The 25,799-nt window shown below is 42.5% G+C and carries 22 protein-coding genes; 19 read left to right on the top strand and 3 right to left on the bottom strand.

Annotation, left to right across the window (positions count from 1 at the left end; genetic code table 11):
• The first annotated feature begins 550 nt into the window (after nucleotides 1-550).
• Nucleotides 551-1,291, top strand: coding sequence for a glycerophosphodiester phosphodiesterase (locus tag ACQCT8_RS13550; protein WP_426871934.1), 741 nt, complete (start codon nucleotides 551-553; stop codon nucleotides 1,289-1,291).
• A 272-nt stretch (nucleotides 1,292-1,563) separates the two neighbouring features.
• Here ACQCT8_RS13550 and ACQCT8_RS13545 read toward each other — a convergent pair whose 3' ends face one another.
• A complete protein-coding gene (locus tag ACQCT8_RS13545) occupies nucleotides 1,564-1,800 on the bottom strand; it encodes a DUF2627 domain-containing protein (RefSeq protein ID WP_426871933.1) in 237 nt (78 codons plus the stop codon).
• Nucleotides 1,801-1,930: 130 nt separating this feature from the next.
• Here ACQCT8_RS13545 and ACQCT8_RS13540 point away from each other — a divergent pair, with 130 nt between their 5' ends.
• From ACQCT8_RS13540 to ACQCT8_RS13475, 14 genes are all read left to right on the top strand, one after another.
• A complete protein-coding gene (locus tag ACQCT8_RS13540; RefSeq protein ID WP_426871932.1) occupies nucleotides 1,931-3,985 on the top strand; it encodes a sigma 54-interacting transcriptional regulator in 2,055 nt (684 codons plus the stop codon).
• Between the two features lies 1 nt (nucleotide 3,986).
• The gene (gene yqiS, locus ACQCT8_RS13535) at nucleotides 3,987-4,892 is read left to right on the top strand and encodes a phosphate butyryltransferase (RefSeq protein WP_426871931.1); all 906 of its coding nucleotides are present in this window, start codon (nucleotides 3,987-3,989) and stop codon (nucleotides 4,890-4,892) included.
• 28 nt (nucleotides 4,893-4,920) lie between these two features.
• Nucleotides 4,921-6,015: a branched-chain amino acid dehydrogenase gene (bcd, locus tag ACQCT8_RS13530; RefSeq protein WP_426871930.1), complete on the top strand. Its 1,095-nt coding sequence runs from the start codon at nucleotides 4,921-4,923 to the stop codon at nucleotides 6,013-6,015.
• Nucleotides 6,016-6,078: 63 nt separating this feature from the next.
• Nucleotides 6,079-7,182 carry a butyrate kinase gene (buk, locus tag ACQCT8_RS13525; protein WP_426871929.1) on the top strand — a complete coding sequence of 368 codons (1,104 nt, stop codon included), beginning with the start codon at nucleotides 6,079-6,081 and terminating at the stop codon, nucleotides 7,180-7,182.
• 15 nt (nucleotides 7,183-7,197) lie between these two features.
• Entirely contained in the window at nucleotides 7,198-8,622 is a 1,425-nt protein-coding gene (gene lpdA / locus ACQCT8_RS13520; RefSeq protein ID WP_426871928.1) for a dihydrolipoyl dehydrogenase, read from the top strand.
• A gap of 33 nt (nucleotides 8,623-8,655) precedes the next feature.
• Complete coding sequence (locus tag ACQCT8_RS13515) at nucleotides 8,656-9,654, top strand: thiamine pyrophosphate-dependent dehydrogenase E1 component subunit alpha (RefSeq protein WP_426871927.1); 999 nt, start codon at nucleotides 8,656-8,658, stop codon at nucleotides 9,652-9,654.
• A gap of 15 nt (nucleotides 9,655-9,669) precedes the next feature.
• A complete protein-coding gene (locus ACQCT8_RS13510) occupies nucleotides 9,670-10,653 on the top strand; it encodes an alpha-ketoacid dehydrogenase subunit beta (RefSeq protein WP_426871926.1) in 984 nt (327 codons plus the stop codon).
• Nucleotides 10,654-10,677: 24 nt separating this feature from the next.
• Complete coding sequence (locus tag ACQCT8_RS13505) at nucleotides 10,678-11,991, top strand: dihydrolipoamide acetyltransferase family protein (protein WP_426871925.1); 1,314 nt, start codon at nucleotides 10,678-10,680, stop codon at nucleotides 11,989-11,991.
• A gap of 204 nt (nucleotides 11,992-12,195) precedes the next feature.
• Complete coding sequence (locus ACQCT8_RS13500) at nucleotides 12,196-13,959, top strand: methylmalonyl-CoA mutase family protein (RefSeq protein ID WP_426871924.1); 1,764 nt, start codon at nucleotides 12,196-12,198, stop codon at nucleotides 13,957-13,959.
• On the top strand, nucleotides 13,943-16,102 hold the full coding sequence (gene scpA, locus ACQCT8_RS13495; RefSeq protein ID WP_426871923.1) for a methylmalonyl-CoA mutase: 2,160 nt from the start codon (nucleotides 13,943-13,945) through the stop codon (nucleotides 16,100-16,102). Before ACQCT8_RS13500 ends, scpA begins: the two co-directional genes overlap by 17 nt.
• On the top strand, nucleotides 16,095-17,132 hold the full coding sequence (meaB, locus tag ACQCT8_RS13490) for a methylmalonyl Co-A mutase-associated GTPase MeaB (RefSeq protein ID WP_426871922.1): 1,038 nt from the start codon (nucleotides 16,095-16,097) through the stop codon (nucleotides 17,130-17,132). Before scpA ends, meaB begins: the two co-directional genes overlap by 8 nt.
• 193 nt (nucleotides 17,133-17,325) lie before the next feature.
• Nucleotides 17,326-17,763: a BrxA/BrxB family bacilliredoxin gene (locus tag ACQCT8_RS13485; RefSeq protein ID WP_426871921.1), complete on the top strand. Its 438-nt coding sequence runs from the start codon at nucleotides 17,326-17,328 to the stop codon at nucleotides 17,761-17,763.
• 104 nt (nucleotides 17,764-17,867) lie between these two features.
• Entirely contained in the window at nucleotides 17,868-18,590 is a 723-nt protein-coding gene (locus ACQCT8_RS13480) for an amino acid ABC transporter ATP-binding protein (RefSeq protein ID WP_426871920.1), read from the top strand.
• 56 nt (nucleotides 18,591-18,646) lie between these two features.
• On the top strand, nucleotides 18,647-19,624 hold the full coding sequence (locus ACQCT8_RS13475) for an aromatic acid exporter family protein (protein WP_426871919.1): 978 nt from the start codon (nucleotides 18,647-18,649) through the stop codon (nucleotides 19,622-19,624).
• Nucleotides 19,625-19,845: 221 nt separating this feature from the next.
• Here ACQCT8_RS13475 and ACQCT8_RS13470 read toward each other — a convergent pair whose 3' ends face one another.
• Nucleotides 19,846-20,535, bottom strand: coding sequence for a GntR family transcriptional regulator (locus ACQCT8_RS13470; RefSeq protein WP_426871918.1), 690 nt, complete (start codon nucleotides 20,533-20,535; stop codon nucleotides 19,846-19,848).
• Nucleotides 20,536-20,712: 177 nt separating this feature from the next.
• On the opposite strand from ACQCT8_RS13470, the gene ACQCT8_RS13465 reads away from it, so the two are divergent.
• Both ACQCT8_RS13465 and ACQCT8_RS13460 read left to right on the top strand, forming a co-directional pair.
• A complete protein-coding gene (locus ACQCT8_RS13465; protein WP_426871917.1) occupies nucleotides 20,713-22,362 on the top strand; it encodes an SLC13 family permease in 1,650 nt (549 codons plus the stop codon).
• A gap of 8 nt (nucleotides 22,363-22,370) precedes the next feature.
• Nucleotides 22,371-23,447, top strand: a complete 1,077-nt coding sequence (locus ACQCT8_RS13460) for a tartrate dehydrogenase (RefSeq protein WP_426871967.1) — start codon at nucleotides 22,371-22,373, stop codon at nucleotides 23,445-23,447.
• A 148-nt stretch (nucleotides 23,448-23,595) separates the two neighbouring features.
• Here the strand turns inward: ACQCT8_RS13460 and prli42 are convergent, their stop codons facing one another.
• Nucleotides 23,596-23,691 carry a stressosome-associated protein Prli42 gene (gene prli42 / locus ACQCT8_RS13455; RefSeq protein ID WP_278239424.1) on the bottom strand — a complete coding sequence of 32 codons (96 nt, stop codon included), beginning with the start codon at nucleotides 23,689-23,691 and terminating at the stop codon, nucleotides 23,596-23,598.
• Between the two features lie 132 nt (nucleotides 23,692-23,823).
• Between prli42 and mce the strand changes: the two genes are divergently transcribed.
• Nucleotides 23,824-24,249, top strand: coding sequence for a methylmalonyl-CoA epimerase (gene mce / locus ACQCT8_RS13450; RefSeq protein ID WP_426871916.1), 426 nt, complete (start codon nucleotides 23,824-23,826; stop codon nucleotides 24,247-24,249).
• On the top strand, nucleotides 24,242-25,792 hold the full coding sequence (locus ACQCT8_RS13445; RefSeq protein WP_426871915.1) for an acyl-CoA carboxylase subunit beta: 1,551 nt from the start codon (nucleotides 24,242-24,244) through the stop codon (nucleotides 25,790-25,792). The genes mce and ACQCT8_RS13445 overlap by 8 nt, the downstream gene beginning before the upstream one ends.
• Nucleotides 25,793-25,799: the final 7 nt, after the last annotated feature.

Below are 25,799 nucleotides of genomic sequence, written 5' to 3'. Positions count from 1 at the left end.
CTGCAAGGAGATATCGAGGTCCGGAAAAAAGTTTGCACATTCTAGAAGATGCGGGAGTGCCTAGAGAAGGGTTTGGAACTCAAAAACATGGCGGGGCTGGCAGTAATTTGATATTTGCAAATATTTGGCACTTAAAAAAGATAATGCCTGTTGAAAGCTTCAACTCTTTTTACGCATTTTACCTTAAAACTAACCGTTTTAGATTGAAATGCATTCAAAGACATATTCCGTATTTCTATACTGTGCAAATATATTTCTTGAGGCTTAAGGCGTTGGAGTACTTAGAAAAATGCTTAAAATCAGCAATTGGGATCGAAAGCTTAAATGCAGTTCTTGGGCACCTTCCTATTTATTTTTGTGGGGAACAGAAGAGCTGAGGGAGTCGTACAAAGCAGTGCTGGAAGAGATCGTAAAATAGGTTAAGGTACAATACAGGTCTTACAGCCTGTCTCAAAATAGCTGCATGGAAGAAAATCAAAAAACTATTGAGAGTTTTTTTGTTGTGAGCGGGTAATGACATAGAATAAGGATTTAAATGGAGTGTGGTAGAATGAGCCAGATTTTTGCTCATCGCGGAGCTTCGGGATTATACCCGGAAAATACGATGAAAGCATTTAAAGAAGCTGAAAAATCAGGATGCGATGGCATCGAGCTTGATGTACAGCGTACTAAAGACGGCCATTTGGTGGTCATCCATGATGAAACTGTAAATCGAACCACTAATGGAAAGGGCATAGTGGCATCCTTAACTCTGAAGCAGATACGGGCACTGGATGCTTCATATAATAAGAAAAAATGGTTTTCAAACAATAAAGTTCCCACCCTGGACGAAGTATTGGATTGGCTTGGGGGGAATCCTCTGCTGTGCAATATTGAATTGAAAAATGATAAAGTGGATTATAAAGGAATGGAAGAAGAGGTCTTGCAAAAAGTTGCAGAGTACAATCTTGACGACAGAATTATTTACTCGTCATTTAATCTGCAATCCATAATAAGACTCAGAGAGCTGGATGCTTCGGTCTCTATTGCACCCATTTATTCAAAAAAAGGGGTGAACCCTTCTCTGCTTGCTTCATCGCTTTCGGCTAATGCGATACATGCCAATCACCGTGTCATGACGCCTGCGCTGATGGACGCCTGTCAACGAATGAACATACCAGTGCGATTGTATACATTAAATGATCCTGCCAAGCTTAAAATGTGGATCGGTGCGGGTCTAGGAGGCGTGATAACGGATTTCCCTGACAGGGCAGTAAAAGTAAGGGAATCCCTGCAAAGAAACGACAGTTAATATAATCTGCTGAGTGCTGTAATGGCAAGGGGTATGAAAGATAAAACAACAATTCAGAAGGTATCACTGTATAGCAGCATGCTCAGCTTATTTCCCTTTTCAGGATTTTTGCGATGATCGAAAGATGGTGTAAAAAAGCTGGAAAGTGATCAAAAATAACTATCAAGACAAAAAACACCCGGAGCTCAGTGACCCGGGTGTTTTCTATGCTTCAAGATTATTCAAGCTGGTATATGAATTGCCGCATACAGCTGCAGGCACTGTATCATAAGCTATTTTCTCTTAAACCGTTCCTGAACTTTATTATTTCTCCTGTCACGGTGCAATAAAAAACCGCCGATAAAGCTCAGTCCGGCAGCAAACATTATGAACCCCACGGTAAACTGGAGCCATAGTGCAGGCAGCCAGGAAGCCTGAACGCCAAAAAACATATCTCTCATTAATTTAATTCCATAAGCTGCGATTACTCCTGGAATTAACAGTATAATCAGTGCAATTATTCGGGACATCTCTCATACTCCTTGCAAGGTTCTACATAAAACTATGCGGCTTTGAAAAATGATTGTCAAGGAAAAGGCTTTCATGTACAATAAAGTAGTTGCAAGAAGTTGCGTTACATATCAGAAGGGATGAAAAAAATTGCAAAAAGTGCTGATAGTAGGAGCCGGGCGGGGTGGAACGGCTTTGTTACGGGTGATGGCAGAATCAGATGCTTTTCAGGTGTACGCAGTGGTAGATCCGAACCCTCAGGCGCCTGGACTTGCATTAGCACAGTCCCTGCACATACAAACAGGTAAAGAGTGGAAGGAGCATTTGTCCGAGGAGACGGATATTATTATAGACGTTACAGGCGATGCACAAACATTTAATGATCTTAGAAATGCACGGTCAACGCACACGGTGCTGGTTCCCGGAAGTGTAGCATCTCTTATTTACCAGCTCCTCACTGAAAAAGAATCTCTCATAGAACGAATGGAGAACGCCTCGTTTATCAGAGACCTGATTGTGAATTCTACTCATGATGGGATGATTGGCATCGACTGCAGCCATCGTATTATTCTTTTTAACGAGCAGGCTTCTGCCATGGTCGGGGTTCCAAAAGAAAAGGCTATGGGAGAAGTAATATATCATGTTATTCCCATGAGCGGACTGCCGAGGATTATAGAAACCGGCAGGACAGAAAGCAATCAGGAGCTCATTCTTGATAATGGTCTGAAAGTGGTTACAACAAGAATCCCAATGGTTAATGACAGCGGTGAGATTATCGGAGCTTTTGCTGTATTTAAAGACATTACGGAAGTGGTCAATCTTGCAGAAGAGATGACGAATTTAAGAGAAATTCAAACGATGCTTGAAGCCATTATTCAATCGAGTGATGAAGCCATTTCCGTTGTGGACGAGCACGGACGGGGGCTGCTGATCAATCCCGCTTATACGCGCTTAACTGGGCTCAGCGAATCTGAAGTCATTAATCAGCCTGCTACAACAGACATTTCTGAAGGTGAAAGCATGCATATGCAGGTCTTGAAAACAAGGAGACCTGTGCGCGGGGCAAACATGAGGGTTGGTCCCAATAAAAAAGAAGTAGTGGTAAACGTTGCACCTGTAATCGTGAATGGACAGCTTAAAGGAAGTGTAGGCGTCATACATGATATGTCCGAAATACAATCTTTGACCTCTGAACTTGACAGAGCAAGACGTATTATTCGGACTCTGGAAGCAAAATATACCTTTGATGACATAGTCGGAAAATCAGATGACATACAATTGGTGATCGAACAGGCAAAAGTGGCGTCGAATACGTCTACTACAGTCCTTGTCAGAGGCGAAGCGGGTACGGGGAAAGAGCTTTTTGCTCATGCGATCCACAATGCAAGCAAGAGAAGGTATTATTCTTTTTTAAAGGTAAATTGTGCATCCATGCCTACAGCTTTTCTAAAAGAAGCGCTGTTTGGCAGCGAAGAAACAGATCCATCAAGCGGCGATCTGTTTGTGAAAACAGGACTTTTGGAACAAGCTGGAGAAGGAAGTATTTTCTTAGATGAGATTGGTGAATTGAGCATGGGAACGCAGGAAGCCCTATTAAAGGCGCTTCAGACAAAAACAATTACCCGTTTGCATAGCGAAAACGCCGTTCCGTTAAAGGCGAGAATTATTGCTGCGACTAATCACAACTTAGAACGGGCGATTGCAGAGGGGAACTTTCTTGAAGAGCTCTATTATTATTTAACAAAGCTCCCCATTCAGCTTCCTTCTTTGCGGAATCACAAAATGGATATCCCGCTGCTTTGCGAACGGCTGGTGCAAAATTTAAATCAGGCATTCGGCAGACATGTAAAAGGAGTGTCCCCCGCTGCAATTAAACAGCTGATGGACTATGCATGGCCGGGGAATGTGAGGGAGCTTGAAAACGTCTTAAGTCGAGCAATGATTTTTATGCATCATCAGGAGACGATGATTGAAACTAAGCATCTGATCCCGCTGCACACAAGTCATGTTCAGCAGACTAAAACAGACGAGCAAAAAGGTACCCTAGCGGAACAGCTCGAACAGCTTGAGAAGCAAATTATTGAACAGACATTAGTGAAATATAAAGGAAATAAAACGGCTGCCTCAAAAGAGTTGGATATTTCCATTCGCAACTTGTATTATAAAATCGAAAAATACGAGGTTGAAGTAGAAAAGGGAGGCTAAGATGAATACCTTTAAAAAATTGATAGAAGAGGCCGGCAGAAAAACTGAAGTGACCGTTGCCGTCGTAAAAGCTGAAGATCATGAAGTGCTTAAAGCAGTTGAAATGGCAACGGAACTGGAGCTTGCTAATTTTATTTTAATTGGCGATGAGAAAAAAATAGATGATCTAATTGCTCAAAACTATCCATCCCTTCTCCAAAACGGAAGAGTCGTAACCCGTCATGCCGCGGATCATTTGACCGCTGCTGAAAAAGGAGTTCAAGCAGTGAAAGAGGGCGAAGCGGCTGTCTTGATGAAAGGCCATATTGAAACTGCGCCTCTTCTAAAAGCGGTCTTGCATAAAGAAAAAGGAATGAGAACAGGAAGCGTCCTTTCCCATGTTGCTCTTTTTGAAGTACCCGCGATTGAAAGAAGTATTTTTGTGACGGATGCTGCTATGAATGTAGCACCCGATCTTCAGCAAAAGGTTCAGATTGTTTCCAATGCTGTAAGTGTGGCGCATAAGCTTGGAGTGTCAAAGCCTAAAGTCGCCCCTTTGGCAGCTGTTGAAGTGATTAACCCGGCAATGCCGGCAACATTAGATGCAGCCGCATTGACACAAATGAATAGAAGAGGCCAAATCACCGGCTGCATTGTGGATGGTCCTCTGGCACTTGATAATGCCATATCAATGGAGGCAGCGAAGCAGAAAAAAATCAGCGGCGAAGTGGCGGGACAGGCAGATATTCTACTCGTTTCTTCTATTGAGGCAGGTAATGTGCTTTATAAATCCTTAATGTACTTTGGCAGCAGCCAGGTTGGAGCGATAATCGCAGGTGCAAAAGCACCGATTGTTCTTACTTCCCGTTCAGATTCGGCTCAAAGCAAACTGAATTCACTGGCAATGGCAATTTGTTCAGCTACTTAATACCAACATCCCTTAGGAGGAATTACAAATGGAACTATTTACTTATATGGAACAATACGATTATGAGCAGCTTGTTTTCTGTCAGGACAAGACATCTGGCTTAAAGGCCATCATTGCAATTCATGATACGACCCTTGGGCCAGCGCTTGGGGGAACTAGAATGTGGACTTATAACAATGAAGCAGCTGCTATTGAAGATGCACTGCGTCTTGCTAAGGGAATGACGTATAAAAATGCTGCTGCAGGCTTGAATCTTGGCGGCGGAAAAACAGTTATTATTGGAGATCCATTAAAAGATAAAAATGAAGAAATGTTTCGTGCCTTCGGAAGATATATACAGGGACTTGCAGGACGCTATATTACGGCTGAAGACGTAGGAACAACTGTAATGGATATGGATTTAATTCATGAAGAGACCGATTATGTAACAGGCATTTCTCCTGCATTTGGGTCGTCTGGTAATCCTTCACCTGTAACTGCTTACGGAGTTTACCGGGGAATTAAAGCGGCTGCGATGGAAGCCTTTGGTGATGATTCTCTTGAAGGAAAAACCATTGCCGTGCAAGGCGTTGGAAATGTTGCCTTTACCTTATGCCGCCATCTTCATGAAGAAGGCGCAAAGTTAATCGTTACAGATATCAATAAAACAGCAGTCATGCGGGCTGTAGAAGAATTTGGAGCAAAAGCAGTTGAACCGAATGAGATTTACGGAGTAGAATGTGATATTTTCACTCCTTGTGCGCTTGGTGCTGTAATCAATGATGACACGCTTGAGGTATTAAAAGCAAAAGTAGTTGCTGGTGCAGCAAACAATCAATTGAAAGAAACGCGTCATGGCGATATTCTGCATGAACGTGGAATTGTTTACGCACCGGATTATGTTATTAATGCCGGCGGAGTGATCAATGTGGCAGATGAATTGTACGGCTACAACCGTGAACGGGCAATGAAGAATGTAGAAAAAATTTACGATAACGTAGCTAAAGTGTTTGAGATCGCAAAACGCGATCATGTGCCAAGCTATGTTGCAGCTGACAGAATGGCGGAGGAGCGCATTTCAAGAATGAGCAAATCAAGAAGCCAGTTTCTACAACAGGGACATCATATTTTAAGCCGCAGATAAAAAGAGTTTTAGACTTATGCGCTAAAAAACAGCGCATAAGTCTGTTAGATTGGAGGAAATATCGTGCAGGAAACTCAATACCGTATTTTAGTCATTAACCCTGGCTCTACTTCTACAAAAATAGGGGTATTTGATGGAGAAACCGCTGTGCTTGAAAAAACAATTCGCCATGAAACGGTTCAGATTGAAACTTACTCAAAAATTATAGATCAATATGAATTCAGAAAAATGACGATATTAGAAGCGCTAGATGAAGAAGGCATCAACATTTCCAAATTAAATGCAGTATGTGGAAGAGGCGGTCTGCTCCGCCCGATAGAAGGCGGCACCTATGCAGTTAATGATGAAATGCTGAAGGATCTGCGTGCAGGGTATTCAGGTCAGCATGCTTCAAATTTAGGTGGGATTATTGCCTACGAAATTGCTGCAGGTCTGAATGTTCCAGCTTATATTGTGGACCCTGTAGTCGTGGATGAGCTTGATGATATTGCCCGAGTTTCAGGATTTTCACTGATTGAGAGAAAGAGTATTTTTCATGCACTGAATCAAAAAGCGGTGGCACGTCGTGTAGCAAAAGAGCTTGGCAGGAAATATGAGCAATCAACATTTCTTGTGACACATATGGGTGGCGGAATCACAGTAGGCGTTCATAAAAACGGCCGTGTGATTGATGTAAATAACGGACTGCACGGGGATGGGCCTTTCAGTCCTGAAAGAGCGGGAACAGTTCCAGCTGGCGACTTGGTTGAGCTGTGCTTTTCAGGAGATTATTATCGCGAAGAAATAATGAAAAAACTTGTAGGTCAAGGCGGGCTGGTAGGCTATCTTGGTACAAACGATGCTGTTCAAGTTGAAAAAATGATCAGTAAAGGCAATGAAGAAGCCAAAAAAGTTTATCATGCGATGGCCTATCAGGTAGCGAAAGAAATTGGCGGAGCAAGTGCAGTAGTTGCAGGAAAAGTGGATGCCATCATCCTCACTGGTGGACTGGCTTACGGCAAAGACTTTGTTCATGCGATCAGAGAAAAAATTGACTGGATTGCAGATGTAATTGTGCAGCCGGGTGAAAATGAACTTCAGGCTCTTGCTGAAGGCGCGTTGAGAGTGCTCAGAGAAGAGGAAGAAGCAAAAGAATATCCAAATGCTTTGCGGAAGGTACGTAATTAATTAGGAGGTTCATGTATGTCCAGAGAATATGATCTTGTGATTTTAGGCGGTGGAACCGGTGGATACGTTGCAGCGATCCGAGCTTCCCAGCTGGGTCTGACTACTGCAATCGTTGAAAAAGGAAAAATAGGCGGCACCTGTCTACATAGAGGCTGTATACCAAGTAAAGCTTTGCTCAGAAGCGCAGAAGTGTATGCAACTGCAAAACATGCTGATCAGTTTGGCGTACTGACAGGTGAGGTATCGCTGGATTTTAACAAAGTTCAGGAACGTAAGCAGGGAATTGTGGATCAGCTTCATAAAGGTGTGCAGCATTTGATGAAACAAGGAAAAATTGATGTTTACGACGGGTTTGGCCGGATTTTAGGCCCTTCCATCTTTTCTCCTATGCCGGGTACCGTTTCAGTAGAAATGACAGACGGAACGGAAAACGAAATGCTCATCCCAAAAAATGTAATTATTGCTACGGGCTCAAGACCAAAATCACTGCCAGGCCTTGAACTTGACGGCAATCAAATCCTGAGCTCTGATCAGACTCTTGAAATTGAACAGCTGCCTTCATCTATCATAATTGTCGGCGGAGGCGTTATTGGCATCGAGTGGGCTTCTATGATGAATGATTTTGGTGTAGACGTTACCGTACTGGAATATGCCGACCGTATTATTCCAACAGAAGATAGAGACGTTTCATCTGAAATGCTGAAGCTTTTAAAGAAAAAAGGAATTAAGATTGTAACAGGTGCTAAGGTTGATTCAGAAAGTGCGATGACAAAATCAGGCGAAGTATCGATTCAAGCTGAAGTAAAGGGGAAAGTTGAATCCTATACAGCGGAAAAAATGCTGGTTTCGGTTGGACGCCAGGCAAATGTTGAAGGAATCGGGCTGGAAAATACAGATATCCAGCTTGAAAATGGCTTTATAGCTGTAAATAAAGCGCTTCAAACCAAAGAGTCGCATATTTATGCCATTGGGGACGTGATTGGCGGTCTTCAGCTTGCTCATGTTGCTTCTCATGAAGGAATTCATGCTGTGGAGCATATCGCAAATATGGACGTTACACCAATTGATTATACACTGGTTTCTAAATGTATTTATTCAAGCCCTGAGGCTGCAAGTGTAGGATTGACCGAACAAGAAGCAAAGGATCAGGGATTTAATGTGAAAATCGGAAAATTTCCTTTTAAAGCGATTGGGAAAGCACTGGTATTCGGTGAATCAGACGGATTTGTTAAGATGATTGCAGACGCTAAAACCAACGATTTGCTCGGCGTACATATGATTGGTCCGCACGTAACAGATATGATATCAGAAGCAGGGCTTGCCCGTGTGCTCGATGCAACGCCGTGGGAAGTAGGACAAACTATCCATCCTCATCCTACGCTTAGTGAGGCGATAGGTGAAGCAGCGCTGGCAGTTGATGGAAAAGCAATCCATTCTTAAACGGCAAATGATAAAAAAAGGAGGTTCTAAACGATGACTAAAAATCGACATGAAGAGCTGGGTCTTACGAACGAAGAGGTAATTAAGATTTATGAAACCATGCTGATGGCCAGAAGAATAGATGAGCGGATGTGGCTTTTAAACCGTTCCGGTAAAATCCCATTTGTAATTTCCTGCCAAGGTCAGGAAGCTGCACAGGTTGGCGCTTCTTTTGCCTTAGATACCGAAAAGGATTTTGCTCTGCCATACTATCGTGATATGGGGGTAGTCCTGCATTTTGGCATGACAGCACGGGAGTTAATGCTTTCTGGTTTTGCAAAAGCAGAGGATCCAAATTCAGGCGGACGTCAAATGCCTGGGCATTTTGGTCAAAAGAAAAACCGGATCGTAACAGGTTCTTCTCCTGTAACGACGCAAGTCCCTCATGCAGTCGGCCTTGCTTTAGCCGGGAAGATGGAAAAGAAAGATCTGGTAACCTTTGTAACCTTTGGTGAGGGCTCTTCGAATCAGGGGGATTTTCATGAGGGAGCAAACTTTGCAGGGGTACATAAACTGCCGGTTATTTTTATGTGCGAAAACAATAAATACGCGATCTCAGTTCCAATTGAAAAGCAGCTGGCGTGTGAAAATGTATCTGACCGGGCGATTGGCTATGGCATGCCGGGTGTAACTGTAGATGGAAATGATCCGCTTGAAGTCTATCGAGTGGTAAAAGAAGCAGCAGAACGCGCCCGCCGCGGAGAAGGACCTACTCTAGTTGAAACGGTGTCCTATCGATTAACAGCTCATTCCTCTGATGATGATGACCGGGCATACCGTTCACCTGATGAAGTAGCAAAAGCTAAATCATTGGATCCAATTATTACATTCGGCGCGTATCTTAAAGAAGCCGGCGTAATGGATGATCAAACAGAAAAAGAAATTAATGACCGGATCATGAAAGAAGTGAATGAAGCCACAGACTACGCAGAAAAGGCACCATATGCAGAACCTGAGTCAGCCTTGAAATACGTGTATGCGGAAGAAAACTAAGGGAGGAACAAACCGATGCCGGTAATGTCTTATATTGACGCTGTTACATTAGCAATGAAAGAGGAAATGGAACGCGATGAGCGAGTGTTTGTTCTCGGAGAGGACGTTGGAAAAAAAGGCGGCGTATTCAAGGCCACACATGGTCTTTATGATCAATTTGGAGAAGAGCGGGTGATTGATACGCCTCTTGCTGAATCAGCTATAGCGGGTGTTGGAATCGGTGCTGCTATGTATGGAATGAGGCCGATTGCAGAAATGCAATTTGCGGACTTCATTATGCCGGCTATTAACCAGATCATTTCAGAAGCAGCGAAAATCAGATACCGCTCGAATAATGACTGGAGCTGTCCGATGGTGATTCGTGCTCCTTATGGAGGAGGCGTTCATGGAGCCCTTTATCATTCTCAATCGGTAGAAGCGATTTTTGCCAACCAGCCGGGTCTTAAGATTGTTATGCCTTCCACACCGTACGACGTGAAAGGGCTGCTGAAAGCGGCAATCCGCGATGAGGATCCTGTGCTGTTTTTTGAACATAAGCGTGCTTACCGCCTGATTAAAGGGGAAGTGCCTGAAGAGGATTATACGCTGGAAATCGGAAAAGCGGATGTGAAAAGAAAGGGAGAAGACATTACCGTTATTACTTACGGGTTATGTGTGCACTTCGCCCTCCAGGCAGCTGAACGACTGGCTCAGGATGGGTATGATGCTCATATCTTAGATCTTAGAACCGTGTATCCTCTGGATAAAGAAGCGATTATAGAAGCCGCTTCTAAAACGGGAAAAGTGCTGCTCTTAACCGAGGATACTAAAGAAGGCAGTATTATGGGTGAGGTTGCCGCAATTATTGCAGAAAACTGTTTGTTTGACCTTGACGCTCCAATAATGAGACTTTCCGGTCCTGATGTTCCGGCTATGCCTTATGCACCAACAATGGAAAAATATTTTATGGTGAATCCTGACAAAGTTGAAAAAGCAATGAAGGAATTAGCTGAATATTAATGAAGAATTAAGGAGGGCGTACGCGTGGCAGTTGAAAAAATGACGATGCCTCAGCTTGGAGAATCGGTTACAGAGGGCACAATTGAAAAGTGGCTGGTTTCCCCGGGGGATCACGTAAATAAATACGATCCAATTGCAGAGGTTAATACGGATAAAGTAAATGCTGAAGTACCTTCATCTTTTACAGGAATAATGAAAGAGCTTCTTGCGCAGGAGGGTGAGACGCTTGAAGTAGGGGAAGAAATCTGCACAATTGATGTAGAAGGAGAAGAGGGTTCTGAAAAACCGGCTGGGGATGAAGAAGAAACAGCTAAAGAAACACCCTCACCTGATTCAGGGAATTCAAAGACGGCTCAATCAAAGGAGTCCTCTTCATCTGTTCGTTATTCCCCCGCTGTTTTACGTTTATCACAAGAGCACAGTATAGATCTAACCCAAGTAACTGGTTCAGGAAAAGAAGGCCGAATAACGCGAAAAGACTTACAGAAGCTCATAGACAGCGGGGACATTCCACAGCCGAATGAAGCTCAAGACCGTGAGAAAAAAGAAAATAAACCTGCCCAAAAGGCAGCAAAATCAGACGAGGCTGCTGCAGCGAGAAAGAAAACCTCTCAGCCAGAGATTGCTTCTTCTGCCGGGGACATTGAAATACCTGTAACTGGAGTACGCAAAGCGATCGCAGCTAATATGCTGAAAAGCAAGCATGAAGCTCCTCACGCCTGGACGATGATGGAAGTAGATGTGACAAACTTAGTTGCATACCGGGATTCGTTGAAAGCTGAATTTAAAAGTAAAGAAGGATTTAATTTAACGTATTTTGCCTTCTTTGTGAAAGCTATTGCGCAGGCATTAAAGGAATCCCCGCAAATGAACAGTATGTGGGCAGGAGACAAAATTATTCAGAAGAAGGACATTAATATTTCAATTGCTGTGGCAACGGATGATGCCTTATTCGTTCCTGTGATTAAGCATGCTGATGAAAAAACAATAAAAGGGATCGGCAGAGAGATTAATGAACTTGCTCAAAAAGTTCGGGCTGGCAGATTAAAATCGGAAGAAATGCAAGGTGGTACTTTTACGGTAAATAATACTGGTTCATTTGGATCTGTTCAGTCTATGGGCATCATTAATCACCCGCAGGCGGCCATTTTGCAAGTAGAATCCATTGTAAAAAGACCAGTTGTTATGGACCATGGTATGATTGGAGTACGCGATATGGTGAATCTGTGCTTATCACTCGATCACCGTGTCCTTGATGGACTGGTTTGCGGGCGCTTCCTGCAAAGAGTAAAAGAAATACTCGAAACTATTTCGAAAGACAATACGTCAGTATACTAATAATCAGGGTGGACAGTTACGTGTTCATAAAAACCGGCTATCTTATGGATGCCGGTTTCTTCTTTTGTTTTAAAACGCAGCAAAGATTTGCGCCTGTCTATGATTATTCTTTTAAACCGCGCCGCTTTATACTAGAATGAGTATATATCAATCTGAAAACGATTACATATATATGAAGGAGGGAAGCTGCTGGGCAGCGATACGATGAGAGAACATGTGCAGTTTGAAAAGTATTCCGTTTCACAATGGCAGCAACTCGTGGAATCAACGTTAAAGGGACGCTCACTTCAGGATTTGCAAACTGAAACGTATGAAGGGTTGACTCTTGAACCCCTCTACACTGAACGTCCGTCTAGTGATGGGTTTCATCCTTCACGCGGCTGGAAATTAAACCATACATGGTATACAGCACAACAGGTATGGGCTAAAACACCGGAGGAAGCTTATAATGCTGTACAAAACGAGCTGATGAATGGTTCTGAAGTGATCGCTTTAAAAGAAGACGTGGAGGGGCAATGGTCCACAAAACAAATTAAAGAGTTATTATCTCTTCAGGAAAAACCTCATCTTTTCATTTTGGATAGCGAGGTGAGAAAAAAATGGCTTCCTTCTTTAATAGCGTTTAAAGATTCATGTCCGATAGAAGGTGTATTCGGCTATGATTTTATTTCCGGTGAAGCTCAATTGGGACGACTGGTAAATGAGCAGTTTTTAACTAATTGGGTGGAAGAAATCAACGAGCTATCGCATGCGCAGCCTTCCTTAAAATCGATTGTGGTTTCCACTGTACCTTACCACCATTCTGGCGCTTCAGCTGTTCAGGAATTAGCTGCCGCACTGTCTGAATCATCCTGGATTATTAATCATTTGGCTCAGGAAGGCTGGAAAGTGGAAGATATTGTTGAAAAAATGCATATCCAATTTGCAGCGGGATCAACATTTTTTCTTGAAATAGCTAAAATCAGAGCGTTTCGTGCCCTTTGGAGTCATTTTGCAGAGTGCTATCAGGTTGGAGATCTGCCCGTTTCGGTTGGAAGTCAAAGCTCTCCTCTGACCAAGACCATTCAGGATCCACAGGTTAATATCCTGCGCGCTGGCAATGAAGCATTTGCTGCAGCACTTGGCGGAGTTAATTATCAGCACGTCGAACCCTATGACTCGTTAAATAGCATACCCTCATCACTGGCAGTAAGAGTGGCCAGAAATATCCAGCTGCTTCTGAAAGAAGAGACCTTTTTAACTGGAATAGCTGACCCTGGCGGCGGCTCTTATTACATTGAAACGATCACAAAACAGCTTGCTGAAAAAGCCTGGACGTTTTTTCTTGAAATTGAGGAATTAGGCGGAGTGCAGGATGCCTTAAGTGAAGGCTTTATTCAAAACAAAATTAATGAAGTGTGGGAACAAAGAGTGATGGATACAGCTGTTAGAAAAGCCACAATCGTTGGTACAAACAAATATGCTCCTGTAAACAAATTACATGCAGAGCCGCAAAATAAAACAGATCAAGGAGGAGCAATTAAACCCCTCCAAAAACATAGATTAAGTGAGCAGTGGGAGGCGCTGTTATTCAGTCTGCAGGGCGAGACGCTGTCAGAAAACATGAGGCCCGTTGAGATCGTCTGCTTAGGTGAAGTAAAGGAGCATAAAGAAAGAATGGATTTTGTTACAGGCATCCTTAATACGGTCGGATTGCCCTATCAAATGACAACCGTTTTAAAGGGGTCTCCTGTTCAAATTATCTGCGGTACAAACGAAGCCTACACACTCGAATTAGACCGGCTTCTGTCTGAAAAACAAGTCAATCAATCCGTTTATGTTGCTGGGAAATTGCAGCCTGAACAAGTAGAAAAGTGGAAAAATTCAGGACTAACCGACTCGATATGTAACGGTAAAAACATCATTTCATTTTTGAAGAATGTTGTAAAACAGCTTAAAGAGGTGAGTTCAGATGAAACCAGTCTTTAGCCAGCATCCATTTCAATGGGAATCATTAAAACAAACTTCTATTCCTAAAGGGACTCCTGTAGAAACAAATGAAGGAATCCCATTGAAAAATGTATACCATCAAGATGATGTAGCATCCTTACAGCATCTTAACGATTTACCCGGACTAGCACCATTTACGCGCGGACCCTATCCGAGTATGTATGTTAACCGCCCGTGGACGATCAGACAATATGCAGGCTTTTCAACTGCAGAAGAAAGCAACAGCTTTTACAGAAGAAACCTTGAGATGGGTCAAAAAGGGCTTTCTGTCGCTTTTGATCTGGCTACGCACAGAGGGTATGATTCTGACCACTCACGGGTGGCAGGAGACGTGGGAAAAGCAGGGGTGGCAATTGACTCTGTAGAAGACATGAAGATTTTATTTGATGGAATCCCGCTTGATAAGATGTCTGTGTCTATGACGATGAATGGTGCAGTATTGCCCATTCTCGCATTTTATATAGTAGCTGCAGAAGAACAGGGAGTTTCTCCTGAAAAACTCTCAGGTACCATTCAAAATGACATTTTAAAAGAATATATGGTAAGAAATACATATATCTATCCCCCTGAAGTATCCATGAAAATTATAGCTGATATATTTTCTTTTACCGCTTCCCGGATGCCAAAATTCAACTCAATCTCCATATCAGGCTATCATATGCAGGAAGCAGGTGCTCCAGCTGATTTGGAGCTTGCTTATACACTGGCAGATGGCCTGGAATATGTTAAAACCGGTTTGAAAGCCGGCATCAATATAGATGAGTTCGCACCGAGGCTGTCTTTTTTTTGGGGAATTGGGATGAATTATTTTATGGAAGTAGCCAAAATGCGGGCAGCAAGAAGAATGTGGGCAGTACTGATGAAAGAATTTCAACCGCAGAATCAGAAATCACTCGCGCTGAGAACCCATTCCCAAACTTCAGGCTGGTCGCTGACTGAGCAAGATCCCTATAACAATGTAATGCGAACACTTATAGAGGCCCATGCGGCTGTGATGGGGCATACTCAATCACTTCATACCAATGCACTTGATGAAGCGATCGCCCTCCCAACTGATTTTTCAGCGAGAATTGCAAGAAATACACAGCTGTTTTTACAGGAAGAAGCAGGGTTAACTCCGGTTATAGATCCATGGGGCGGTTCCTATTATGTTGAGAAGCTTACAAACCAGCTAATGGAAAAGGCATGGAAGCATATTAATGAGATTGAAGAACTTGGCGGCATGACAAAGGCTATCGAAACCGGTCTGCCGAAAATGAAAATCGAAGAGGCGGCGGCTAAACGCCAGGCAAAAATCGATTCAGCCAAAGAAATTATTATCGGGGTGAATAAGTTCCGTCTAAAGCAGGAAGATCAAATTGAAATTTTATCAATCGATAATGAAACCGTTCGAAATAACCAGATTAAGCGTCTGAATGATTTAAAAAGAGAAAGGAACAGCCAGGAAGTACAAAATAGATTAGATCAATTAACAAAAGCGGTTGAAAGCGGTGAGGAGAATCTCTTGGAACTCGCCGTTCATGCAGCAAGAGCGAGAGCTACCCTTGGAGAAATTTCAAAAGCGGTTGAACATGTAAAAGGGAGGCACCGTGCTGTCATTCGCTCCATTAGCGGAGTTTACAGCCAGTCGTATTCTGAAGGAGGCAGTGACATTCAGCACGTGAAGGACATGGCAGATGAATTTCTGGAAGCGGAAGGAAGACGGCCGAGGATTTTAATTGCAAAAATGGGACAGGATGGACATGACAGAGGAGCAAAAGTAATTGCTACTGCTTTTGCAGATCTTGGATTTGATGTGGATATTGGTCCGCTGTTTCAAACGCCTGAAGAAACTGCCGCCCAGGCTGTGGAAAATGATGTCCATGTTATTGGAGTCAGTTCACTCGCAGCAGGTCATAAGACGCTATTGCCGCAATTGATGAAAGCGCTTAAAAAATGGGGGAAAGAAGATATTATTGTAGTCATCGGCGGTGTCATTCCGGCTCAGGATTATCCGTTTCTGCTGCAAAATGGAGCAACAGCTATTTTTGGACCGGGTACGGTTATACCTGCTGCCGCAGAAAAAGTGATTGAAGAAATATACAAGCGTCTTGGCTATGAGGAAGTGGAGCAAAATGAGTGACTCAAAGGGTCATGAAACGGGGCCAGGAAAGAAGAAACGTGTTTTCAGAAAAAAGGGATTATCCCTAGTGCAGGTGGATGATCTTGTAGCGAAACTGCGCACCGGAGATCGAAAGGCACTGGCGCAGAGCATCACATTGGTTGAAAGCCGCTCGCCTGATCATCGCAGTCAGGCAGCTGAACTCATTCAGCGAGTTTTACCGTTTACGGGTGAAAGTATTCGAATTGGCATTACAGGTGTACCCGGCGCCGGGAAAAGTACATGGATCGAAGCGCTGGGAAAAAAACTGATCAAAAAAGATTATGCTATAGCCATACTCGCCGTTGACCCGAGCTCGACTTTATCAGGCGGAAGCATCCTGGGAGATAAAACTAGAATGGAACAGCTTGCTCATGAACCAGATGTGTTTATTAGACCGTCACCAGCAGCAGGTACACTCGGAGGCGTCCACAGAATGACTCGTGAAACCATTTTACTATGTGAAGCAGCAGGTTACGATGTAATTATAGTAGAAACAGTGGGTGTCGGGCAAAGTGAAAGTACAGTAAGGGGAATGGTGGATTTTTTTATGCTGCTTGCTTTAACAGGAGGCGGAGACGAACTGCAGGGCATGAAAAAAGGAATTTTGGAACTGGTCGATGGCATTGTCATTAATAAAGCAGATGGGGATAATGTATGGAAAGCCGAACAGGCAAAAGGAGATTACCGTCAACTCCTTCATTTTCTGCAGCCTGCCACAGAAGGCTGGAAAACGCCGTCTTTTACATCCTCAGCGATTACTGGAGCAGGAATTGATGATATATGGAAGACCATTCTGCAATTTAAAAAAGAAACGCAGGAAAACGGAATATTTGAAAGACGGAGGTCATCACAGGCAATAGAGTGGATGAATCAAATGATGATGGATAGGCTAATGAATGAGTTCATGGAAAAAGAGGGTAGAAAAGAGCAGCTTGAACATTTAAAACAGCAGGTGCGTTCAAAAAATATCTCTCCTGCAGATGCGATAGAACAGCTTTTTACCGAATAAGAAAAGGGATGACCTCTAAAAGAAGTCATCCAATCATCTAGGGAGTTTTGGGGTTAAAGCTAGATTCTTTTTCAGTTTACCCAAGTTTTTAACTCACAAACCTTTTTTTATAAAAAATTCAATTAGTTGATTCAGTCTGAAATTTCTACTATTATAAATAGGCAGATACCTTTTTAAAAGGAGAGAACGTATTATGAGCATGGATTTTAATATTTTTATGAATGACGTCGTACGTCAGGCGCGGGAAGAAATTGAATCAGCAGGGTACACGCAGCTGACGACTCCTGAAGAAGTGGAAGCCGCTGTCGAAGAAAAAGGTACAACACTTGTGATGGTTAATTCAGTTTGTGGTTGTGCCGGGGGCATTGCAAGACCGGCAGCTGCACATTCTATTCATTATGATAAACGTCCAGACAGACTGGTTACCGTTTTTGCAGGCCAGGATAAAGAAGCAACTGCAAAGGCGCGGAGTTATTTTGAAGGATACCCGCCATCTTCACCATCATTTGCTCTTTTAAAAGACGGAAAAATCTTATCTATGGTAGAGCGTCATGAAATTGAAGGGCATGATCCTATGTCCGTTATCACACATCTTCAGGGATTGTTTGAAGTACACTGTGAGGAAATTTAAATAAGCGTAAAAAACGTATGCAAACGCATACGTTTTTTATATTGAATTTATATTCACATATAAAACTATGAGCTAACCATGTTTGATCGGAAAGGAATACGTATATGATTAAAATAGAGGGATTAACTAAACAATTTGGGGAACACAAGGTATTATCGAGTATACATACTGCTGTGCACGCAGGAGAGGCTGCGGTTGTGATTGGTCCTTCAGGCTCAGGCAAATCAACGCTTCTAAGGTGCATGAACCTGCTCGAAACGCCGTCTTCCGGATTTATTCAAATTAACGGAAACGATATAACAGCCAAAGGGTTTAATCCACTAAAACTCAGATCTGAAGCAGGCATGGTTTTTCAGCACTTTCACTTATTTCCTCATATGACGGCACTGGAAAATGTTGCATATGGACCAAGAAAGGTAAAAAAATATAAAAAACCAGAAGCTGAGCAAAAAGCGATGGAGCTCTTAAAAAAAGTAGGATTAAGTGAAAAAGCAAAAGAGTATCCAAACCGGCTGTCAGGCGGGCAGAAGCAGCGTGTTGCCATAGCTAGAGCCCTTGCAATGGAGCCTTCTCTGCTGCTTTTTGATGAACCTACATCTGCCCTTGATCCTGAAATGGTAAAGGAAGTTCTCGATGTTATTAAAGCCCTCTCCGTTACGGGAATAACGATGGTTATTGTGACACACGAGATGGGGTTTGCTAAAGAAGTAGGGGACAGAATACTTTTTATGGATGAAGGGAAATTGATTGAAGAAGGAAAACCTGCTGAGTTTTTTTCTGCACCAAAAAGTGAAAGGGCAAGAGCTTTCCTGCAGAAAGTACTTTAACAAAATCCTGCTTGTAGATACTGATGGCGAGAAGGATGAATGAAGGGAGGAAGAAAATGCTTAAAATCGGATACCGTACATTAAAAACAGCAATTGGGACCGCTATTGCCATTATGATTGCACAGTTTTTTGATTTAAATAATTTCGCTTCAGCCGGTATTATAACCATCCTTTGTATTCAAAGCACAAAAAGAAAATCAGTAGATGCTTCGTGGAGCAGGTTTGCAGCCTGCATGCTGGCGATGGTTTTTTCATCTGTCTTTTTTGAAGGAATAGGCTATCACCCCATCGTAATAGGGCTGATGCTTTTGCTTTTTATACCAGTCACTGTGTCGCTAAATATAAAAGAGGGAATTGTGACCAGCAGCGTAATCATTCTTCATATTTTTATGGACGGCCGCGTGACAATTGATTCTCTTCTGAATGAGTTTCTTTTGATCATAATAGGAATTGGAATTGCCCTAATTATGAATTTATATATGCCAAGTGTAGACGCAAAGCTGATAAAATTTCAGCAAAAGATTGAAGCCAACTTTCACACAATTTTTTTGCAAATGGCGGCTTATTTAAAAGATGAAAACGCAGAATGGAGCGGCAGGGAAATTACTTCTACAGATCAGATGATTAAAGAAGCAAAGACACTGGCTTTCCAGGATGTAGAAAATCATTTTTTACGGAATGAAAATCACTATTATTTATATTTCTCAATGAGACAAAAGCAATTTGAGCTGATAGAGAGAATGCTCCCGCTTATATCTTCACTTTCTTCCTCTGTTGAACAGCGTGAAATGATTGGAGATTTTGTAGAGGACCTGAGTGAGCATATTCACCCAGGGAATACAGCGATTTTATATTTAAAGAAACTATATGATATGAAAATTCGTTTTGAAGACATGGAAATGCCAAAAAATCGTGAGGAATTTGAAACGAGAGCAGCTTTGTATCAATTTATACGTGAAATGGAAGAATATTTGCAATTAAAGCAGTCTTTTAGAGGAATCCCTTCTAAAAAAATGAATAAACAGTTTGTATGAGTTAATCACACAAACTGTTTTTATTTTGTTCTCTAAAAAAGACTGGTTTAAACCACATCGGTGAGCTTCAGGCAGTCGATTTCAGTTTGGACCGCACAGAGCTTTTAAGGTGAATTGCCCTCAAAATCTCAAAACAACTATCTTTTACTGTTGCTGCTGATGTCCTCTCCGCTCTCACCTTACAACAGGATACCTACCGCCTCCCGCTTTCTACTTTTTAGTTAATTTTCATCTTCATTTTCACTTATCTCCTTAAACATAGTCATCAAGAAGTGTTTGTCACGGATGATGTGGTTCTTCATCATCAAAGATGCCTGCTCCGAATCCCTGTTCATTAAAACTTCAGCCATTTGAATATGCTGATCGGCAATTTCTTTTCTTCTGCTGAAATCGCTCATATTCATTCTCCTGTAAACAAACGTCAGCGTTCTTAAGTCATCGAGCTGTTTTACGAGCCGTTTATTTTGACTTGAGCGAATAATTAAATCGTGGAACAAACTATTCAGTTCAATTAATCGATGCATGTCTTTCTCCCGGCTTGAGTGGACGAACTGCAGAGAAATAACGGCTGTATCGAGAATTTCTTTAAGCTCTTTTTTTTCAGCTTTTTTTGCACATAGAGAGACAGCCAGTGATTCAAGCACTTCTCTGCATTGATAGATTTGCTCCACATCTTCGATACTCGGGGAGTAAACAAAGAGCATGGATTGTTCATTTTGAGTAATCAGACTTTCCTGTTCAAGCATTCGTATCGCTTCTCTTACGGGACTTCTGCTGACAGAGAATTCCCTTGCCAATTGTGCCTCAAATAGACGTTGATTAGGCCTGTATTCTCCTTTAATGATCCGTTCTTTTAAAAGAGAATAGACTTGTTCGTGAATCGTTTTATATTTTTTAATTGGATTATCCATTTGCCCCCACCTTTATACGTGCTAAAAAAGCTAAACAATGAGAATATTGTCGGAATTTTAAATTAATTATTGACGTAACGGATTTGAATTTGTATCCTTGAACATATACCTGTCGACAGTCGACAGTTTTTATTTCATTATATATGTAAGCGCTTTAAAAACAAAGGGGGTAATCTTTTGTTCTATCAGAATTTGTCAGATTCACTTTGGCGTGCACACAGAAAAACGAAAAATTTATTGTTCTTCTCACTGGATGGAAAAGAAAACGTAAATGAAGAGCCTTCACAAGCAAAAACAAAAAATGGAAACACACAGCCATCACAAAATGGACCCAGCTATACGACTCCACAGCGGACCGGGTTAATTCTGGGGCCACTTTTATTTTTCCTTACCGTCCTGTTTTTTCAGCCGGAAACTCTCTCCCTGGGCGGAGTCATGGTGCTTGCGACCACATTATGGGTAGCAACGTGGTGGATTACAGAAGCCATCCCCATCCCGGCAGCTTCTCTCCTTCCTATCGTCCTTTTGCCAGTGACTGGGGCTCTTGATGGATCCGCTGTCACAGCAAGCTATGGAGATCCCATCGTATTTTTATTTCTGGGCGGCTTTATGATTGCATTAGCAATGGAAAGATGGGACCTGCACAAGAGAATTGCTTTAAATATTATCTCTGTAGTAGGTACATCCACCTCCAATATCATCCTTGGATTCATGATTGCAACAGGTTTCCTGTCCATGTGGGTTTCAAATACAGCTGCAGTCATGATGATGGTGCCTATTGCAACCGCGATAACCTATCAGGTCTCGCAAAGCTTAAAAAATTCTGATCAGGACTATTCTGGTGAAGAGGAGAAATTCTCTAAAGCACTGCTGTTCGCTGTTGGGTACGCAGGAACAATTGGTGGGCTCGGGACCCTAATCGGAACACCGCCAAACCTTCTCCTTGCCGGCATCGTAAGTGAACTATATGATATTCAGATATCTTTTGCGATGTGGCTGTTATTTGCTGCCCCGGTCGTGATTATTTTGCTGTTTTGTACGTGGCTATACTTAACAAGAGTGGCGCATCCGATAAAGCTTAAGCAATTACCGGGAGGAAAAGAGCTGATCCAATCGGAGAAAAAGAAACTTGGCCAAACATCGTATGAGGAGAAAATGGTAGCAGCCGTTTTTGCTTTTGCCGCATTTATGTGGATTACCCGATCTTTTTTATGGGAAAATGAAAACTTTTTTGTTATCCCTGGCATCAATGATACCATGATCGCGATAACAGCAGGAATTCTGCTATTTTTAATCCCAGCAAAATCAGGGAGCGGAAAGCTGCTTGACTGGTCTGTAACTAAAGACATCCCATGGGGAATACTACTTTTATTTGGAGGCGGCTTGGCCATAGCAGCAGGTTTCAGGGAAACCGGGCTTGCAAGCTGGATCGGGGAACAGCTCACTGTTCTTGAAGGTGTAAGTTTTATTTTAATGATTGTCATCACCGCAGCGCTTGTCCTTTTCCTTACTGAAATCACTTCAAATACTGCAACGGCGACGATGATCCTTCCTGTTTTAGCATCATTAGCAGTCGCGATAAATGTGCATCCTTACGCTTTAATGGTACCGGCTGCAATGGCTGCGAATTGTGCGTTTATGCTTCCGGTTGGGACACCTCCCAATGCAATTATTTTTGCTACCGGGAAGCTCAAAATCATTGAAATGGTTAAAAACGGATTTTGGGTCAATATAGCGTGCGTCATTTTTATTACGATTGCGGTGTATTTTTATCTGCCAATCATATTTGATATCGATCTTACAGTGTTTCCGGAAAGCTTTAGATAAACGGAGGGATTTTATTGTCTACTAAAACCATTGCATGCCTGCCAGGAGATGGAATCGGGCTGGAAGTTATGGCTTCAGCGAAAGAAGTTATACAATCATGGGTACACACTCAGGATGATTGTAAGATTGAAATGCAGGACTTTTATTGGGGATCGGATCATTATGTTAAAACCGGCCAGATGATGCCTGAAGATGCAATCAGCAAGCTGAAAGAGTTTGATGCGGTATTTCTAGGAGCAGTTGGAAATCCGGCTATCGTACCCGACCATATATCATTATGGGGCATGTTAATTAAAATTAGACGTGAATTAGAGCTTTCCCTGAACATCCGGCCTGCACGGGTAATCGACGGAATCCAATCTCCTTTACACTCACCTGAAAATTTCGATTTTGTTGTCGTGCGTGAAAACAGCGAGGGTGAATACAGTGAATCAGGCGGGGTGATTCACAACGGCAAGGATGAAATTGCAGTACAGAATGCTATATTTACTAGAAAGGCTACTGAACGGACCATTCGCTATGCTTTTGAACTTGCCAGGAAAAGAAATTCAAAGGTAACGAGCGCCACCAAATCAAATGGCATTGTTCACTCTATGCCCTTTTGGGATCGGATCTTTCAGGAGACTGCGGCTGATTATCCCGATGTTAAAACAGAATCCGTGCATATAGATGCACTGGCTGCGTTCCTGGTTACAAAACCACAAACCTTTGATGTCATTGTGGCTTCAAATTTGTTTGGAGATATTTTGACAGATATCGGAGGAGCCGTGATGGGAAGCATTGGCATTGCACCTTCTGCTAATTTAAATCCTGAAGGCAGATTCCCGTCCATGTTTGAACCGGTTCATGGTTCAGCTCCAGATATAGCCGGACAGGAAAAAGCGAACCCAATCGGACAAATATGGACAGCCGCCTTGATGCTTGATCATCTTGGCTATTCAAATGGGGCTGAATCTATCATTCAAGCGATTAATGAAGTGACTCGTCAGGAAATTAAAACCGCTGACGTCGGGGGCTCTTATTCAACAAAAGAAGTGACTCAGGCAGTCTGTCATCATCTTCAATCCATTTCAACTGAAAAATAGAAATGGAAAAAAACAAGATAAAAAAGAGGGTGGGACAAATATGTCTCACCCTCTTTTAACCGGTTTACTGCACATAAGGCTGGCAGCTTTGCAGTGCTCAAGTCACACCCTGCAGGAGTGACTTGAGCTGTCCTCACATTTACTTAAATTATAATACCATTGATAATCCAATTGCCAGAGTGGATGCCAGCATGGCAAAGATCATTAAATAAACAACAATTTTTCTGAAAGTACGATTACGCAAGAAGCTCTCTCCTTATTAATAGGCATTGTAATTCTATTTTATCTTCCTATCGGAAAAACTGCAAGCAGGTAGTCAATAGATAAAGATAACGGTATCATAAGAGAAGAGAAGAAAAAAGCAGGAGGGAAAGGCATGAAAAAAGTAGATCATATTGGGATTGCTGTGCAGTCAATTACAGAATCACTTCCTTTTTACACCGGAATGTTAGCGCTTACTTTTATTAAAGAAGAGATCATTGCAAATCAGGGAGTTAAAGTGGCATTTATTGATGCAGGCAATATCAAGCTTGAACTTCTCGAGCCACTGACCGCCGAGTCGCCTGTTGCAAAATTTTTAACAAAAAAAGGAGAGGGCATTCATCATATTGCATTTCAGGTGGAGGGAATTGAACAAAGGATAGAAGAACTTAACGAAAAAGGACTGATCTTCATCTCAGATAAACCCAAAAAAGGAGCTGGAGGAGCTGATGTAGCTTTTCTGCATCCTAAACAGGCGCATGGCGTTCTTTTTGAATTATGTGAGCATACAGGAGAAAAGGGAGAGTCGAATCATGAGTGATATGTTTGAAAAAATAAATGAGCTTTATGACAGAAGAAGAGAGATTGAATTGGGCGGCGGAGATGAGCGTATTGCCCGCCAGCATGACAAAGGAAAGCTCACAGCTAGGGAACGAATCGACCTTTTAGTGGATGAAGGAACGTTTATGGAGCTGAATCCGTTCATTGAGCACAGGTCAGCTGATTTCGGCATGGCAGGAATTAAAGGTCACGGAGACGGTGTAGTCACAGGGTATGGAAAAGTAAACGGAAGGCCGATTTATCTATTTTCACAGGATTTCACCGTGTTTGGCGGGGCGCTGGGTGAAATGCATGCTGAAAAAATTGCAAATGTAATGGATCTTGCTGCAAAAAATGGTGCACCTTTTATTGGGTTAAATGATTCCGGGGGTGCACGCATTCAGGAGGGCGTCGTTTCTCTTGATGGCTATGGACATATCTTTTACCGGAATGCCGTCTATTCTGGTGTCGTGCCGCAAATTTCTGTGATAATGGGACCTTGTGCGGGCGGAGCCGTTTATTCGCCAGCGATTACTGATTTTGTTTTTATGGTCGACAAAACGAGCCAAATGTTTATTACAGGTCCTAAAGTAATTGAAACCGTTACGGGTGAAAAGATTTCCTCTGAAGATCTTGGAGGTTCCAAAATACATAATTCCATTAGCGGAAATGCTCATTTCAGAGCCCAAACCGAAAAGGAAACACTAGAGCAGGTAAGAAAACTGTTAAGCTATCTTCCTCAATCTAATGAAGAAAAGCCGCCGAGAGAGGCTGCTGCATCCGCATCAGATGACAGACCGGACCTTGCCGATTCTATTCCATTCGATCCCGTACGCCCGTATGATGTACGGACCGTCATTGAACAAGTAACTGATGAAGATTCATTTATGGAAATACAAAAGGAGTTTGCGCGAAACATTGTTATTGGGCTTGCCCGTATTAAAGGCGAAGTGGTCGGCCTCGTCTGTAATCAGCCGAAGGTAATGGCTGGAGGGCTGGATATAGATTCAAGTGACAAAGCATCAAGATTTATCCGATTTTGCGATTCCTTTAATATTCCCATTATCACCTTTGAAGATGTAACGGGCTTTTTCCCTGGCATCAAGCAGGAGCATGGCGGAATCATCAGGCACGGCGCTAAAATCCTTTATGCTTATTCAGAAGCAACAGTACCCAAATTAACTGTCATACTGCGAAAAGCTTACGGAGGAGCTTATGTTGCTTTAAACAGTAAATCAATTGGAGCGGATTTGGTTTTTGCCTGGCCTAATGCTGAAATTGCCGTAATGGGTCCTCAAGGCGCAGCAAATATTATATTTGCAAAAGAAATTGCACAAAGTGAAAATCCTGAAGAGACAAGAGCCAAAAAAATTGAAGAATACCGGGAAAAATTCGCAAACCCATTTGTAGCAGCAGCAAGGGGGATGGTCGATGATGTAATTGATCCCCGTGAAACAAGGATCAAATTAATACAATCGCTTGAAATGCTCAGAAATAAGAAGGAAGATCGCCCTAAAAAGAAGCACGGAAATATCCCTCTTTAAGAGCAAG

The sequence above is a fragment of the Jeotgalibacillus proteolyticus genome (genome assembly GCF_050107735.1).
Lineage (GTDB): Bacteria > Bacillota > Bacilli > Bacillales > Jeotgalibacillaceae > Jeotgalibacillus > Jeotgalibacillus proteolyticus_A.
The sequence above is the reverse complement of the archived record's forward strand: the minus strand, read 5'-3'. Positions and strand labels throughout refer to the sequence as shown.